This window comes from Pseudomonas corni (assembly GCF_057128765.1).
In genome coordinates this window covers 1-16621 of the sequence record NZ_JBSKHW010000027.1, presented here as the reverse complement: position 1 = coordinate 16621, position 16621 = coordinate 1, and the positions used below count along the sequence as shown (strand labels likewise).

Genomic DNA, 16621 nt, shown 5'->3' with positions numbered 1-16621 from the left:
GCGGTGTATCAGGCCAGACGCCTCGCGAACAAGTTCGCTCCTACAGAATGGCGAACCTTCGCGGTGTGTCAGGCGGAGCTGCCTCTGTAGGAGACAACTTGTTGGCGAGACAGGCGGTGCGGTGTATCAGGCCAGACGCTTCGCGAACAAGTTCGCTCCTACAGGGTTTGCGCCATCACCAGCACCACCCGCAATCCAGGCCTGGCATCTTCAAGCCGCAGCTCAAAACGATGAGTGCGCGCCACAGCCGCCACAATCGCCAGCCCCAGCCCTCCTCCAGCCACGCCCTGCCCCTGATCTCCACGACAAAATCGGTTCAGCACGCTGTCGCGTTGAGCCTCGGCAATGCCTGGTCCGTTGTCCTGCACTTCGATTCGCGCGCCGCGCGCGTCGCTGCACAACCGCAACTGCACACAGCCGCCCGCAGGGGTAAATTTGAGCGCGTTTTCGATCAGATTCATCAGCGCTTCGGCAAGCATTTCACGGTCGCCAAGTACCGGCTCGACTGTTTGCTCCAACAACGTCAAACGAATGCCTGCTTCCTGCGCCACCGCTTCGTAATCTTCGAACATTTCACATAACAGCTCCCCCGCTGAGAACGTACTCATGCCTGCACTGCGGGCCTGACTGTCAATCTCGGCGATCCGCTGCAATGCTCGGAATCTGCGCAGCAACACATCGGTTGCGGCGAGCGCTTTTTCCAGGCGGATTTGCTGTTTTTCTGCGGGAGCCTCGCCCCACTGCTCTAGGGTTCGATGCAACTGCATGCGCAGTGTATTGAGCGGCGTGCGCAGGTCATGGGCGACGTTGTCGCCGACACTTTTGACGTTATCGAGCAGACGCTCGACCTCTTCCATCATCTGGTTGACCAGCGCCGACAGCATGTCCAGTTCGTCGCCGCGACGGGACAACGGCAACCGCTGCGACAGATCGCCCTCGGCAATCCGCTGACTGACCACCTGCAACGTCGCCACCCGGCGCAACGGTTTGTAGCCAAGAAACGTTCCCAGCGCTAGTCCGCCGAGCACGATGAGCGTGCCGCTGAGCAGCAGGGCGTCGAGCAGAATAGTACGAAGGTGGCTAAGGGTCTTGGTGTCGAAACCAACAAATAGAATCTGCCCCTGACTGAGCCTTTGCGCCAGTGCCCGTGCCCCCTGCTGAAAGCCCGGCGCGCGCCACTCATAGGACTTTCCATTGAGCGGCAATCCCTTGGGCAGCGTTTGAACCTCGCCGCCCAAATGCTGACCGCTGGCACTGAACAGGCCGTAGTAATAGACGTTGCGCAGGTCGCCAATGGCCAGACGGTCGAGTTCACCGGGCAGTTGATCCAGATCCAGATACAGCAACGAGCGCATCTGGCCTTGCAGGTTGCCGTCGGCCTGGCGCATCAAGTAGCTCGATATCTGCCAATAGATCAGGCAGACCAGCGCCACTACGCCAAACAGCAACGCTGCGGAATAAATCATCGACAGGCGAAACGTGGTGGTGCGACGCAGACGCGGCAACACTTTGGGGTCAAACAGCATCTTTTTGCCCAAGCACAAATCCGGAGCCGCGCAGGGTCGTGATGGTTAGCTGGCAATCGAGGGTCTCGAGCTTGCGACGCAGGCGCGTGAGATGCACATCAATCAGCTTGGTGCCGGGATCGAAATGGTAGCCCCACACTGATTCGAAAATCAGGGCACGGGTCACCACCTTGCCGGCGTTGCGCATCAAAAATTCCAGCAAACGAAACTCCGTGGCTGGCAATGCCGCACGTTGCTGGCTGCACGCCACTGTTCGGTGCAATAAATCCAGTTGCAGGTCAGCGACCTGCAAACGGGTTTCCCGGGCTTCGACCGGCTCGTTACGACGCAACAGCACTTCGACCCGGGTAGTCATTTCTTCGGAGGCAAACGGTTTGACCAGGTAATCATCGCCGCCTGCGCGCAAGCCGCGAATACGTTCATCGACATCACTAAGAGCGCTGATCATCATCACCGGCGTGCGGTTGCCCGCTTCGCGCAATGCCGTTACCACGCCCAGCCCGTCGAGCCCGGGCAGCATTCGGTCCAGGGTGATGACATCGAATTCACCCGCCAGCGCCCGCTTCAATCCGCAAGCGCCGTTGTCCACGCATTCCACCAAAAATCCGCCGCGGTTAAGCTCCGAAGCGATCTCCTGAGCGGTGTCCGTGTCGTCTTCTATGCATAGTGCTTTGCGCATCGGCCCATCCATTCTTTGCTGCATCAATCGTAAAACCAGCGAGCCAGTTTACGGCCATGGGACAAAGCCATGCGAAAATCGTGCAAGCGAAGGGGTGCGACGTATCAGGTACGCGCCGCGAGCTTGTGCAGCAAAAACCGATGATCCGCCGAGAACAGGCGTCTGTAGGTGAGCAGCACAGCGCCTACCGTACCCAGGGCAGAAGCGGCGGCGATTAGAAACATGATCACGATCTGGTAGCGCACGGCGTCCTCGGGGTTTTCGCCTGCCAGCACCTGACCGGTCATCATGCCTGGCAAGCTGACGATGCCGACGACCGTCATCTGGTTCAGCGTCGGCATCATGCCCGCCCTGACCGCTTGCCGTGTTGCGTCCTGCGCGGCCTCCCAGCGAGTGCCGCCGAGCGCCAGGATCATCTCGATCGTACCGCGTCCGGTGGTCAGTTCCTGGGTCATGCGCTCCATACCAAGCGACACGCCGGTCAAGGTGTTGCCCAGAATCATCCCCAGAATCGGGATCGCGTATTGCGGCTCGTACCAGGGGTCGATTCGAATCACGGCGAACAGTCCAATGGCAGTCACCAGCCAGGAGCTGATCCATACCGAGGCCACGCTGTCCAGACGCTGACCTGCGTAGGTACGCTTGCCCCGGCCTGCCGCTGAAGTGCCAGCGACCAGCGTCATCAGGCACATGATCGGCAACACCACGTACCAGCAGGCGAACTCGAACACCCAGCCCAGCACGTAACCGATGGCTAATAATTGCACCACCGTGCGAATCGCAGCCCAGATCAGTTGGCGCTCCAGACCGAGCCTGAGCAGCAGCGACAGCGCGCCGTTGATGAGGATCAGACTGGCGGCAATGGCCATGTCCAACGCAGACAGGTTCTGATAGTTCATGGTGTCTGGGCATCCATCAAGCGGCCTGCATCCATGGTCAGACGCAGGTTGCTCACCCGCTCGGCCTGCGCTTGATCATGGGAAACCCAAACGTAGGCGCGGGCCGATGAAGAGCGTCCATCGAACCAGGCGCGCACCAGTTGCTCGACCGTGCGGGCAGATGCAGGGTCAAGCGCGGCGGTCGGCTCGTCGAGCAACATCACGTCGGGGCCGGTCTGCAAAATTCTGATCAATGCGACCACCTGAGCCTCGCCGCCGGATAAGTCCGCTGCAGCTTGCTGAAGAAATGCGCGGGTTTTGCCGGCGGCGGTCAACAGTTCGGTGACGGTGTCCAGGTTGAACGTTTCGCCGGTGAACGCTTTGAGACTGTAGGGCAAGCGCAGGTTGTCTTCTACCGTGCCTTCGATCATCGCCGGGCGCTGGGAGAGATAACCGACATGCCGCCGATACCCCGGCACCTGAGCACTGGCCACGCGCTCGCCCCGCCAGAGCAGATGCCCGGTATCCGGCGCATCGAGCAGCGCCAACGTGCGCAGCAAGACACTTTTGCCAGAGCCGGACGCGCCGGTGAGTGCCACCCGATCACCGCCGCGCAAGCAGAAATCGGTAGCGTGCAGCAAAGGCGTGCGGCGCAGCGGATCGACGCGGGTGACGCCGCTCAGTTCTATCAGCACGTCCTTTGGGGGCACAGCAACATCCTTTAAAACCATGAGCGCAGGCCTTGGGCAAAAAACGCGATAGAGCATAACTCCGTGCTCGTCAAAAACCGGTGAAACAGACGCGTGATCTGCCGAAATCTGGATTCGACGCACGACCCGTGGGAGCGGACCTGTCCGCGAAGACGATGTATCAGGCGCAACAAGTATGTCGAATCTGGCGGCCCTTTCGCGGACAGGTCCGCTCCCACGGGGTTTGTGTAGGGCGAACCAACGCAGATACCTGTAGGAGCCAACTTGTTGGCGAGCCAGACACTGCAGGGTGTCAGGCAAACCTTCTCGCGAACAAGTTCGCTCCTACAGGGTTTGTGTTCGGCGCAGATTGCTGGACCGAGCTGATATCCCTGTAGAAGCGGACCTGCCCACGAAGACGATGTATCAGGCGCAAAAAATGTAGCGAATCGGGCGGCCCTTTCGCGGACAGGTCCGCTCCCACGGGTTTGTGTAGGGCGAACCAACGCAAATCCCTGTAGGAGCCAACTTGTTGGCGAGACAGACACTGCGGTGTGTCAGGCAAACCTTCTCGCGAACAAGTTCGCTCCTACAGGGTTTGTGTTCGGCGCAGATTGCTGGACCGAGCTGATATCCCTGTAGAAGCGGACCTGTCCGCGAAGACGATGTATCAGGCGCAACAAGTATGTCGAATCGGGCGGCCCTTTCGCGGACAGGTCTACTCCCACGGGGTTGGTGTAGGGCGAACCAACGCAAATCCATGTAGGAGCCAACTTGTTGGCGAGACAGACACTACGGTGTGTCAGGCAAACCTTCTCGCGAACAAGTTCGCTCCTACAGGGTTTGTGTTCGGTACAGATTGCTGGACCGAGCTGATATCCCTGTAGAAGCGGACCTGCCCACGAAGACGATGTATCAGGCGCAACAAGTATGTCGAATCTGGCGGCCCTTTCCCGGACAGGTCCGCTCCCACGGGGTTGGTGTAGGGCGAACCAACGCAAATCCCTGTAGGAGCCAACTTGTTGGCGAGACAGACACTGCGGTGTGTCAGGCAAACCTTCTCGCGAACAAGTTCGCTCCTACAGGGTTTGTGTTCGGCGCAGATTGCTGGACCGAGCTGATATCCACGTGGGAGCGGACCTGTCCGCGAAGGTGGTGGTGCAGCCGGTACATCTCTGTCATCTGAACCACCGCCTTCGCGAACAGGTTCGCTCCCACAATGAATCTGAAGCGCTGCTGATTTTTCGGCAAAACCAAAACTTTAGAACAAGACGCTGGCGATGCGCCGGAAACGGCAGCAGTCCCGGGGAGCACGGCCAGCTTGCGCTGGACTATGCTGAGCACAATCGCCCCTGCGTTCGGAGACCGGTCATGAATTACTTCCTCGCGCAAGCGTTCAACAACCTCTGGGCCAATCAACGTTTGCTGAGCGCCTGCGAAGCGCTGAGCGAAGTCGAATACAAAGCGCCGCGCACCGGTTTCTTCCCTTCGATTCAAAGCACGCTTTGCCACATTCTGGATGTGGACGATTACTACCTCGCCGCGCTGTCAGGTGACTTGGCTGGACAGGCGCTGCCTTCCTGTTCGAGCAGGACCTTTCTCGAAGTAGCGTCTGCGCAAAGGACAACGGATCGTGCGTTAGTGGCGTTTTGTAAAAGTGTGGTGGGCGCAAATGCTGCGCGCAAGGTCAGGCTGGATCGTGCCGAAGGGCTGTTTGAGGAGCGCATCGACCGGATCTTGCTGCATCTGTTCGAACACCAAATCCATCATCGCGGCCAAGTGCATACCATGCTTTCAGGAACCCGCGTGGCGCCGCCGCAACTGGATGAGTTTTTCCTGCAGGCCGATGGCCGATTGCGCGAAGAGGAAATGCACGTATTGGGATTGAGCGAGGCCGACATCTGGCAGTAACGGGCGCTTAAAGATTATTACGCGCCCGCACTGACTCACGATCAGGCCGACAGGTGTTCGTAGAGAATGGTCGCACCGACCAGCATCAACACCACGCCGCCGACGATTTCCGCGCGCTTGCCGACCATCGTCCCCAGCACTCGGCCGAGCATCACACCAATCGTTACCATCGTCATGGTGGCAAGACCGATGGCTGCGGCGGCAACAAAAATGTTTACGTCGACAAACGCCAGGCCCACGCCGACTGCCAAGGCATCAATGCTGGTGGCAAACGCTGTCACGGCCAGCACCATGAACGAATGCTGGGTGGGTTTTTCTTCCTCTTCTTCCTCATGCTTCAGGCCGTTGTAGATCATGTGCAGGCCAAGAATGACCAGCAGCGTGAACGCAATCCAGTGATCCCAGCTTTCGACGAACCGCGAAGCAGCCTGACCGATGCCCCAGCCGATAATCGGCGTGATGGCTTCGATCACACCAAAGATAATACCGGTGCGCAGGGCTTCGAGAAAACGCGGTTTGTGCAGGCTGGAGCCTTTGCCGATGGCCGCCGCGAAGGCGTCCGTGGACATGGCCAGGGCAAGGAAAATGAGGGAAATCGGATTCACGGTTACGTCCAGTCGGGCTATGAGTCAACGACACAACCACACGCCCGACTTTAGGCATGGAAGTGTCGCTGGTCTCACCAACCGAGAACGGTGTCCGCACCACGGCAGGTTGCCGAGAATGTTGATACGGACGCTTTTGCAATGCTGCAAAAGCAGGTTACTCCCCAACGAAGGTGCGCAGTCTAGTCAGTTACTTGTGAAAAAAACATTAATAAGTTCACCGCCATAGCGGCAACGCTCCGCTCTGTCGGTTGAGCTCCCCATCGCAGAGCCCATCAGCGTGTCGTCCACGCGCGCAACAACGTCGCAACCTCCTCCGCGCGCACCGGCGGGCTGAAGAGAAAGCCTTGCACGAAGGGGCATTCCATCTCTTTTAACCGCTGCAGCTGGGCCATGGTTTCGACGCCCTCTGCGGTGATGTCCAGGTTCAGGGTTCTGCCAAGCGACAGGATGCTGCGCACGATGGCGTCACTGCGGTCGAAAGACATCATTCTGGACACGAAAGAGCGATCAATTTTTATCGCATCCAGCGGATAGCGGTCGATGTAGCCCAGTGAGCTGTAGCCCGTGCCGAAGTCATCGAGGGCGACGCGAATGCCCAACGCACGCACGCTTTCCAGCACTTTGGCAGTGGCCTCGGGCTCGTGCAGAAACACTGACTCGGTGATCTCTAGCTGAAGCTCACGGGCAGCGACGCCGGTGGACGCCAGTATCTGGCTGACCTGGGACGCGTAACCCGGGCGATTGAACTCGGTTCCCGAAACGTTCACATTCAGATGCAACTGCAGGGAGGAGAATTCGCGTTTCCAGTGCTGCAATTCGATGCATGCCTGACGCATGACCCACTGCCCCAGTTCATGGATCACGCCGATGTCCTCAGCCACAGAAATGAACACGTCCGGAGGGACATGGCCCAGCTCAGGATGCAGCCACCTTACCAAGGCTTCGACGCCGCTGATTTCGCCGGTCTTGACGTTATAGATCGGCTGGTAGACCACGGAAAACTCGTCGCGGGTAATGGCCTGTTTCAGCGCGTTTTGCATCATCAATGCATCGACAGCGGCTTTGCGCATCGATGCGTCGAATAGGGTCCAGCGCCCTCGCCCTCTTCTCTTCGCCGCATACATCGCAACATCGGCATCGCGCAGCAGATCCTCAGGGGATTGGTGGGTGTGATCGGCAGTCACGATACCCAGGCTGCACGAGGTAAAAATATCCTGGCCATCGATCACCACCGGCAGACTCAACTGGCTGACGATGCGCTGGGCCAGGTCTATGGCCAGTGATGCCTGATCATCGCCTGCCAGCAGGATGGCAAACTCGTCCCCTCCAACACGGGCAAATATGTCCTCGGCTCTGATGCAATTTTCGAGTCGCCGGGCGACGACCTTCAGCAGGTGATCGCCCGCCAGGTGGCCTAGGCTGTCGTTGACGAACTTGAATCGATCGAGATCGAGAAACAGCACGGTGGCCGCTGGAACCTGGTCCGGCCCGTCCCTGTTGAACATGCCTAACAGCCGGGACATCAAGTAGGCCCGGTTATGCAACGAGGTGAGATCGTCGTGAAACGCAGCGTAGGAGAGCTCTTCTTCGATGCGTTCCCGCTCCAGCAACCGGGTTTCCAGCGCGACCTTGGCGTCCCTGTCGGCTTGCGCCTGGCGAGCGAGCAATTCCGCTTCCTTGCGTTCGCTGATGTCGCGCTGGACCGACACCCAATGGGTGAACCAGCCGCGTTCGTTAGCCACCGGAACGATGCTCAGTTGAACCCAGAATTTGCTGCCGTCTTTGCGTTCATTGATCAGCTCGACCTCAATGGGCTGCCATTTTTCCAGCGCATCACGAATGCTGTCCAACGTCGCACGGTTGGTGCTATCTGAATGGAGAATGCGCGGCGTCTTGCCAATCACGTCCGCTGAATCGAACCCTGTGGTCGCCAGGAATGCCGGGTTGCAATAAACGATTCTCGGCCCTGGTAGATCAATCGGTTCTGCTTCAGTGATCAGGATCGCGTCTTTGGCGTTCACGACCACTGATTCGAGCAACCTCAAGCGTTCGATAAGTGGATCATCGGAATGCGCGGCTGGCACGTCTTTGGCCGCAATCATTGTGCTGAACAAGGCGCCGTGGGTTTGCAGCGCGTAAGTCTGCGCCGCGCTCAAGCGCTGCAGCGGCTCGGCGCTGCTGACGAGCAGCACCCCCAGCAAATCCTCGTCTGCCCCGCGCACCGCGATGCCGACCATGAAACCGTCGCAGAACTGCATGAAGCGGTGGAACAGGATCGGGACTGCCTGCCCGGTCACTTGGCTGATAACAATCAGATCATCCTGTGCGATAGCGGCGCGCAGAAAATCTTCAGCCGTGGCTTCCACCGCCAAGTCTTCCTGGGCGCCATAGCTGGCAATGACCCGCCAGATCCCCTGCGCTCCTCCTATGAGCAATCCACGGGTGCAATCTGCCGAATGCGCAGCGGCTTGCACCAGCAGACTCAGCGCATCAGCGCGCTGAGTATTTGTGTCATTTACCATGTCGATTGCCCGCAAAGTAGCCCGGCGGAATAAGCTGCCATGTCAGAGAAGATATCACCTAGCCATCACTACACCTCACGGTTGTGACTAATGGCGGGGCTTGATGGGCAGAGAGTTGCGCCAGCCAATCCGTGCGATCAGCAAATCACTCGCAGCCTATTCGCACGGATAGCGACGGCACCATCGACTGTCTGCTTAATGCTGCATGGCATAGCGTCGGCAGTGTTCCAGGTAGCCTTTTTCATGACTGCCGACCAGTTGCACGACGCTGGACCAAAGCCACGAAGGCGCGTCGAGCGTCTGACTTCGATTGCCTTGCAAATCATTGATCCAGGACGAGCGGGTTGCTTGATCCATTTGCCGTGCGTGTGCCAGGCCGACCACTCGCGCCAGATACCCCGCTGCGCGCATCGCCTCACGCTGGCTCAATTGGTCGAGCTCAAGCTTCATGTCCTGGGGCAGCAGCTCACGGATGAAAAAGCCACGGTCGAGCATGCGTATGGCGATCATCCGGTTGCCAAGACCGGGGGACAGAGAGCGGGCGCCTTCGACCACTCGCTTGCCGTTGTCCCTGGGCATCGAGGTTCTTGAGAAGCGAGGCGCTGCGGCCGCGACGGCCTCCTTGATATCGAGCAGACAATATTCCTGATCGTCGTCATCCCCCACGCCCAACAGCACGGCGTAACGACTTAACCCCAATGAACTGCAGCCCTTTACCCAATACGCCGAGTCCAGCAGTTCGACGCGGTCGTCGCTGGAGCGCCCCTTGAGCGAGGTCACCAGGGCGTGGATCTCTGGTGTGGCGCACAAGGCTTTGAGAGCGTCGCGCTCGGGTTTGGACAGGGACCAAAAATGCTTTCCGAGGGGGATGGTGGGACGCGTGTCTTCAATGCGCTCCTGGGCCAGATGTTTCCAGGTCCGCCGGACCGCACTTCTCATGCCCGCTTTCACCTGCGCAGGCCGTGGCGGCTCTTGGTCGGCATCGTCTTCGAACGCCTGTTCATAGCCCTGCATCATTTCTTCGAGCATGCGCGCTGTGGCGACGCCGGGCAGGTCAGAACCTCGGGCGGCGGTGGCCAGTGACAGCGCCAGCCGCACCAGATCATGAGCAGGATTACCGATGACGGTCTGATCCAGATCGCGGATGTGGATGTCAATTCGCCCTTTCAAATCGCCGGTCGGCCCAAGATTACCGGCGTGGCAATCCCCGCAGATCCACACCGGCGGCCCGCTGGGAAGACGTCGCCCTGATTGGCTGTGCAGCCATTCGTAAAACTGCACGGTGCTGCCCCGCACATACGCATGGGCCGATTGCGCCATCTTGAGATTACGCAGCTGATTGAGCGGTTCGATGCGAGCGGATGGGCGAGGTGTTTTCATTGGGCGCATTCTTGAATTGGGATATTCAAGTTGACCTGTGGCCGTGTCGAGATGTTTCAAGTTATTACGAGATGACGGATTTATTACGACGCTGGCGTTCATAGAGCAACGCCTGTGGGAGGCAGCTTGCTCGCGATTCGATGTTCTGCCGACAGAGGATGTAGTGAATGTACCGGCCTCATCGCGAGCAAGCTCCCTCCCACAACGGTGGATGCCGGGTGATTTTTGATCCAAGCGCAGCCGGCGTCACCGCGACGCCAATGGCGCAATCAAAACAACCCCAACTGCCCGCCGACCAATGTGCCGAAATCGTCCTGCACGAAGGGCAGGATCGCGTCTGCTACCGGCTGTAGCTGGCGGGTGATGTAGTGGTCGTAGTCGATGGGGGCAGTGCGGATTTCCAACGGTTCTGGCCCGGCGACGGTAATGACGTAGCTGATCCAGCCACGGTTCTGGTACTGCAATGGCCTGCCCTGCTGACGGTTGTAGTCGTCGGCCATACGGGCGGCGCGCACATGGGGCGGGACATTGCGCTCGTAGTCGTCCAGCGAGCGGCGCAGGCGTTTGCGGTAGATCAGCTGATGATCGAGTTCGCCTGCCAGGGTGCGGCGCACGACGTCGCGCACATAATCCTGATAGGGCCGACGACTGAAAATGCGCAGGTAAAGCTCCTGCTGGAATTCCCGGGCCAGCGGCGACCAGTCGGTGCGCACGGTTTCCAGGCCCTTGTAGACCATTTCATCCTGGCCGTTGGCCCGTGTGACCAGCCCGGCATAGCGCTTTTTGCTGCCCTCTTCCGCGCCACGAATGGTCGGCATCAGAAACCGCTTGAAGTGGGTTTCAAACTGCAGCTCCAGCGCGCTTTCTAGCCCGTATTCCTGCTGCAGATGCTCGCGCCACCACAGATTGACCTGTTCGACCAGCGCCTTGCCAATAACCGCCGCCTCTTCCTGAGCATGGGCGCGCTTTAGCCAGACGAACGTGGAATCGGTGTCACCGTAGATCACTTCATAACCTTGGTCTTCGATCAGCTTGCGGGTCAGGCGCATGATTTCGTGGCCGCGCAGGGTGATCGACGATGCCAGTCGCGTGTCGAAAAAGCGGCAACCGCTGGACCCCAGCACACCATAAAACGCATTCATGATGATCTTCAGCGCTTGGGACAACGGCGCGTTGTGCTCGCGTTTGGCCGCCTCACGCCCCTCGGCGACGCGGGCCACAATCTCCGGCAAACAATGCCGGGTACGGGAAAAACGCCCGCCGCGAAATCCGGGCACGGTGTCCGCATCTTCCGGTTGACGCAGCCCTTCGACCAACCCCACCGGGTCGATGAGAAAGGTGCGAATGATCGACGGATACAGGCTCTTGTAATCGAGCACCAGCACCGACTCATAGAGCCCGGGACGCGACTCCATGACAAAGCCCCCGGGGCTGGCTTCTGGCATCCGCTCTCCAAGATTGGGCGCCACGAACCCCTGACGGTGCATCAGCGGCATATATAAATGCTCGAAGGCCGCCACCGAGCCACCGCTGCGATCCACCGGCAAACCGGTCACTGTCGCGCGCTCCAGCAAAAACGTCAGCAGCTCGGTCTTGTGAAAGATCCGCGTGACCAGCTCACAGTCCTTGAGGTTGTACTTGGCGAGTGCCGGCTTGTCCTCGGCGAACATGCGGTTGATCTCATCCATACGCTGATACGGCGTGTCGATGGCCTTGCCTTCGCCGAGCAATGTCTGCGAGACGTTTTCCAGACTGAACGAAGGAAAATTCCAGGTCGCCGAGCGCAGGCCCTCGATACCGTCGATGATCAGGCGCCCGGCGGCGGAAGCGAAAAAGTGGTTGTTGCCGGCACCATGCTCACGCCAGCCCATGACCTCGCCGCCACGCCCTAGCCGCAACGGCACCTGCAAGCGCTGCGAATGCTCGTGCAGCACGCGCAGATCGAACTGAATAACGTTCCAGCCAATGATCGCGTCCGGATCATGCCGCGCCACCCACTCGTTCAAGCGCTCCAGTAATTGCTTGCGGGTGTCGCAATACTCAAGGTTGAAATCGACGTGGGAGTCATCGCCATTGGCCGGGCCAAGCATGTAGACCTGACGTTCGCCGCAGCCTTCTACGGCGATGGAGTACAACGCGCCATGCTCAGTGGTTTCGATGTCCAGTGAGCACAGCTTCAGGGTCGGGCGATAGCCAGTAGCGGGTTTGAGTTGCGCGTCCTGCAACACGCCATTGGCATCGGCTGTACCGCTGAATGCCACAGCTGCGGTGATGAAACGCTCCATCAGATAGCGCTCTGGCGGCCGCACGTCGGCTTCGTATATATCGACGCTGGCCTTGCGCAACTCTTTTTCCAGATTCATCAGCTGCCGATGTTGGCGGGTGTAGATCCCCATCACCGGGCGATGCCGGAAGTCGCACAACTGCAAGGGTTTGAGTTCGACGTCGCGCTCATTGCGCAGCACTGCCTGGGCGCGCTCTCGATGGATTTCCGGGATGAACGCCACGGAGGTTTGCGGCGGCAGGCGAACCAGCCGGGGACCGTTGTCGGTGGCCAGCCAGAATTCGACTTGCGTGCCTTCAGCGGTGTCGCGCCAATGCCGCGTGAGGACGAAGCCCTGCTGTAAATCCACCGCTTTAACCCCGCGAAGCTATGCTCAAAGCGCAATTCTACGGTGATCGCTTTCGGAAAGCGCGCAGGGATGTTTTCACTGACTGAGCCAGACTGAACGAGACCCGACCTACAGGCGTCATTTCACTCAAAAGAAAGGAGTCATAGGATGAATATGTCTGCGATTAAAACGGCTTTGTGCTGCGCCATCCTGGGGTTGGGCGGTTGCGCCAGTTCTCAGGTTGATCCGAGCCAGTATTCCGGGTTCCTCAAGGATTACAGCCTGCTCAAACCCGCTGAAAGTGCTACGGGGGCGCCGGTCATGCGCTGGATCGACCCCGACGTGAAACTGAGCAAATACACCCAGGTGTACATCGAGCCGAGCCAGTTTTATCCCAAGCCGCAACCCACCGCCGTGATCTCGGCGCAGACCCTGCAATCGATCACCCGTTATTACGATGCTGCGCTCAAGCGTGAATTGGGCAAAGACATGGCGCTGGCTCAAGCTCCCGGCCCGAACACGATCATTGTGCGCCCGGCGATCACGGCGGTTTCCACCAGTACCGAGGGCCTCAAGCCGTATGAAGTGGTGCCGATTGCACTGGTGGCGGCGGCAGTCAATACCGCTGCGGGTGGCCGTGATCAAAACGTCGAAATCGCGACCGAGGCCGCGTTTCTGGACGCCGACAGTAATAAGGTGCTGGCGCAGGTAGTGCGAAAAGGCAGCGGGACACAACTTGAGAACGACAAGACTCAGCTCACTCTGGATAACGTCAAACCGGTGCTGGATGGCTGGGCCACTGACTTGCGTTTGAGTTATGCAAAGCTCAAGGCGGGCAAGAAGTAAGGCTTGGTCCATTACCGTTGCGATAACACGGTCTTCTGTAGGAGCGAACTTGTTCGCGAGGCGCCCGATTCGGTGTGTGATGCCTGAAGCCTCGCGTACACGTTCGCTCCTGCAGACTGCGGGCGATTCGGGAACGATGGGCCGATAGGCTTATCACATCTTGATTCGCACCATCATCTGAGGGATCCAGCATGCTCGTTCGACGTTCACCCTTTATGGCCGCCGTAGCGCTGTCGATGTTTTCACTGACCGCACTGGCCGCGGCCCTGCCCCCCGATCAACTTTTGAAAAAAGCCGAAGCCGAACAAAAATCCTATCTGGCTACCGTCAAGCAACTGGTCGACATCGACACCGGCACGGGGCAAGCACCGGGTCTGAAAACAGTCAGCGCGGTGCTGGTCGAGCGCCTGAAAGACTTGGGCGCCGAGGTCAAAACCAGCCCGGCCAGCCCGTCGGCGGGAGACAACATTGTCGGGACCATCAAGGGCACCGGCACAAAAAGCTTCTTACTGATGATCCATTACGACACGGTCTTTGGCTCTGGCACCGCCGCCAAACGTCCGTTCAAGATCGACGGCGAACGCGCTTATGGCCCTGGCGTTGCCGACGCCAAAGGTGGCGTAGCGATGGTGCTGCATGCGCTGAAACTGCTGCAGGACGAGAAGTTCAAGGATTTCGGCACCCTCACCGTGCTGTTCAACCCTGATGAGGAAACCGGCTCCAGCGGCTCTAAAACGATCATTGCCGAACTCGCTCGCCAGCACGATTACGTGTTCTCCTTCGAGCCGCCGGACAAGGACGCTGTGACCGTCGCCACCAACGGCATCAACGGCGTGTTCCTCGACGTCAAGGGCAAGTCGTCCCACGCAGGTTCCGCGCCGGAAGCCGGGCGTAACGCGGCCATCGAACTGGCCCACCAGATGCTGCAACTCAAGGACCTGGGCGATCCGGCCAAAGGCACTACGGTGAACTGGACGCTGATCAAGGGTGGCGAGAAGCGCAACATCATTCCGTCCAGCGCGTCTGCCGAAGGTGACATGCGCTATTCAGACCTGAGCGAGAGCGACCGGGTGCTCGCCGACGGCCAGCGCATCATTCAGAAAAAGCTGATCGACGGCACCGAAGTGACATTCCGCCTCGACAAGGGCCGCCCGCCGCTGGCGAAAAATCCGGGCTCCGAACAATTGGCAAAAACCGCACAGGCGTTGTACAGCAAGATCGGCCGCAACATCGAACCCATCGCCATGCGCTTCGGCACCGACGCGGGCTACGCTTACGTGCCGGGCAGCGCAAAGCCCGCAGTTCTGGAGACCATGGGGGTTGTGGGCGCGGGGTTGCATGCCGATGACGAATACATGGAGTTGTCGAGCATCGCCCCGCGCCTGTACCTCACTACGGCGCTGATCATGCAGCTGTCCACTGCCGATGCCACGCCATAGAGACCTGGTTCGCGCCCGTTTTTAGAGGACTGTTTTAGAGCTGGAGCAGCCCATCAGGCATTTGATACTGGACAGCATCGCCATGCTCAGTGAACCTTAGCGCCGAACGGTCGGTCGATACCTGCAACTTTTAACCCCCGCCTCTTGGTTTCAGTACCGGATGGCGGGCGGCTTCATTCCAAGGAGACATCCCTTTTGATATCCGAACAACGCAAAGCCTGGCTTAAAGCATGGGGCGCCCATGGTTTTACGGCCACCGGTGTGGTCATCGCCTTCATGGCGACCATCGCCTTGTTCGAGGACTCACCCAAGGGCTGCATGCTGTGGCTGGGCCTGGCCTTGGTGGTAGACGGCATTGACGGCTCGCTGGCCCGCAAATTCAATGTGAAGGCAGTGCTGCCCAACTTCGATGGTTCGGTACTGGACCTGGTGATTGATTACCTCACCTACGTGTTCATTCCGGCGTTGTTCATGTATCGCTACCTGCCGCTGCCGGAACACACGGTACTGCTGTCCACCACGATCATTCTGGTGTCGTCGCTGTTCTGCTTCTGCAACGTCGAAATGAAGAGTAAGGACAATTATTTTCAGGGTTTCCCGGCCGCGTGGAACGTCGCGGTGCTGTGCATTTACATCATCTCGCCGACACCGTGGGTGACGTTCTTGACCATCATCGGTCTGGCGCTGTTGACTTTAACCCGCATGAAGTTTTTGCACCCGTTTCGCGTGCGTCGCTTCATGCCAATCAACATCGCCGTGACTACCGTGTGGTTGCTCTGCAGCCTGGCGCTGGTCATCAAGCACCCCAACAATCACGGCTTTTTCATGGGTTTGTGGTACCTGGCGTCGGCGTATTTCCTGGGCGTGTGTTTCTGGCGCACGTCGCTTGAGTGGTTCGACAAATCCCGCGCTAAGTAGGCGCTGCCTTCACCTGTAGGAGCGAACTTGTTCGCGAGGCGTGTGGCCTGATACACCGCATCGCCTGTCTCGCCAACAAGTTGGCTCCTACAGAACATTTCCGCCTGGCACACCGCGAAGGTTCACTATTCTGTAGGGGCGAACTTGTTCGCGAGGCGTTACGCCTGACCCGCCGTATCGCCTGCCTCGCCAACAAGTTGGCTCCTACAGAATCAGTTCCGCCTGACACACCGAGAAGGTTCGCCATTCCGTAGGAGCGAACTTGTTCGCGAGGCGTCTGGCCTGATAAACCGCATCGCCTGCCTCGCCAACAAGTTGGCTCCTACAGAATCAGTTCCGCCTGACACACCGCGAAGGTTCGCCATTCTGTAGGAGCGAACTTGTTCGCGAGGCGTCTGGCCTGATACACCGCATCGCTTGCCTCGCCAACAAGTTGGCTCCTACAGAATCAGTTCCGCCTGACACACCGCGAAGGTTCGCCATTCCGTAGGAGCGAACTTATTCGCGAGGCGTCTGGCCTGATAAACCGCATCGCCTGCCTCGCCAACAAGTTGGCTCCTACAGAATCAGTTCCGCCTGACACACCGCGAAGGTTCGCCATTCCGTAGGAGCG

12 protein-coding genes and 1 riboswitch are annotated in these 16621 nt (G+C 59.0%); of the genes, 4 read left to right on the top strand and 8 right to left on the bottom strand.

Features of this window, described 5'->3' with window-relative positions; translation table 11 throughout:
• Window positions 1-158: 158 nt before the first annotated feature.
• The 4 genes from ACWKV9_RS27420 to ACWKV9_RS27405 all read right to left on the bottom strand — a co-directional run bounded on the left by ACWKV9_RS27420 (window position 159) and on the right by ACWKV9_RS27405 (window position 3793).
• Window positions 159-1538 carry a sensor histidine kinase gene (locus ACWKV9_RS27420; RefSeq protein ID WP_483839248.1) on the bottom strand — a complete coding sequence of 460 codons (1380 nt, stop codon included), beginning with the start codon at window positions 1536-1538 and terminating at the stop codon, window positions 159-161.
• Window positions 1516-2205: a response regulator transcription factor gene (locus ACWKV9_RS27415; protein WP_483839247.1), complete on the bottom strand. Its 690-nt coding sequence runs from the start codon at window positions 2203-2205 to the stop codon at window positions 1516-1518. The genes ACWKV9_RS27420 and ACWKV9_RS27415 overlap by 23 nt, the downstream gene beginning before the upstream one ends.
• Window positions 2206-2309: 104 nt before the next feature.
• Entirely contained in the window at window positions 2310-3104 is a 795-nt protein-coding gene (locus ACWKV9_RS27410; RefSeq protein WP_483839246.1) for an ABC transporter permease, read from the bottom strand.
• Complete coding sequence (locus ACWKV9_RS27405; RefSeq protein WP_483839245.1) at window positions 3101-3793, bottom strand: ABC transporter ATP-binding protein; 693 nt, start codon at window positions 3791-3793, stop codon at window positions 3101-3103. Before ACWKV9_RS27405 ends, ACWKV9_RS27410 begins: the two co-directional genes overlap by 4 nt.
• Window positions 3794-4816: 1023 nt before the next feature.
• On the opposite strand from ACWKV9_RS27405, the gene ACWKV9_RS27400 reads away from it, so the two are divergent.
• Entirely contained in the window at window positions 4817-5683 is an 867-nt protein-coding gene (locus tag ACWKV9_RS27400) for a DinB family protein (RefSeq protein ID WP_483839244.1), read from the top strand.
• A 41-nt stretch (window positions 5684-5724) separates the two neighbouring features.
• Here the strand turns inward: ACWKV9_RS27400 and mntP are convergent, their stop codons facing one another.
• The 4 genes from mntP to ACWKV9_RS27380 all read right to left on the bottom strand — a co-directional run bounded on the left by mntP (window position 5725) and on the right by ACWKV9_RS27380 (window position 12826).
• A complete protein-coding gene (gene mntP / locus ACWKV9_RS27395) occupies window positions 5725-6288 on the bottom strand; it encodes a manganese efflux pump MntP (protein WP_483839243.1) in 564 nt (187 codons plus the stop codon).
• Window positions 6287-6466: riboswitch (yybP-ykoY riboswitch) on the bottom strand. It overlaps the preceding gene by 2 nt.
• 97 nt (window positions 6467-6563) lie before the next feature.
• Window positions 6564-8813 (bottom strand): putative bifunctional diguanylate cyclase/phosphodiesterase, encoded by a 2250-nt coding sequence (locus ACWKV9_RS27390; RefSeq protein WP_483839242.1) that lies wholly within the window; start codon window positions 8811-8813, stop codon window positions 6564-6566.
• A 195-nt stretch (window positions 8814-9008) separates the two neighbouring features.
• Window positions 9009-10193, bottom strand: coding sequence for a DUF2252 domain-containing protein (locus ACWKV9_RS27385; RefSeq protein WP_483839241.1), 1185 nt, complete (start codon window positions 10191-10193; stop codon window positions 9009-9011).
• Window positions 10194-10462: 269 nt separating this feature from the next.
• The gene (locus tag ACWKV9_RS27380; protein ID WP_483839240.1) at window positions 10463-12826 is read right to left on the bottom strand and encodes a DNA polymerase II; all 2364 of its coding nucleotides are present in this window, start codon (window positions 12824-12826) and stop codon (window positions 10463-10465) included.
• Window positions 12827-12973: 147 nt separating this feature from the next.
• On the opposite strand from ACWKV9_RS27380, the gene ACWKV9_RS27375 reads away from it, so the two are divergent.
• The 3 genes from ACWKV9_RS27375 (at window position 12974) to pcsA (ending at window position 16008) form a co-directional block, all read left to right on the top strand.
• Window positions 12974-13651, top strand: a complete 678-nt coding sequence (locus ACWKV9_RS27375; protein WP_483839239.1) for a DUF3313 domain-containing protein — start codon at window positions 12974-12976, stop codon at window positions 13649-13651.
• 191 nt (window positions 13652-13842) lie between these two features.
• Window positions 13843-15090 (top strand): M20/M25/M40 family metallo-hydrolase, encoded by a 1248-nt coding sequence (locus tag ACWKV9_RS27370; protein WP_483839238.1) that lies wholly within the window; start codon window positions 13843-13845, stop codon window positions 15088-15090.
• 195 nt (window positions 15091-15285) lie between these two features.
• Entirely contained in the window at window positions 15286-16008 is a 723-nt protein-coding gene (gene pcsA, locus ACWKV9_RS27365) for a phosphatidylcholine synthase (RefSeq protein ID WP_483839237.1), read from the top strand.
• The last annotated feature ends 613 nt before the right edge of the window (window positions 16009-16621 follow it).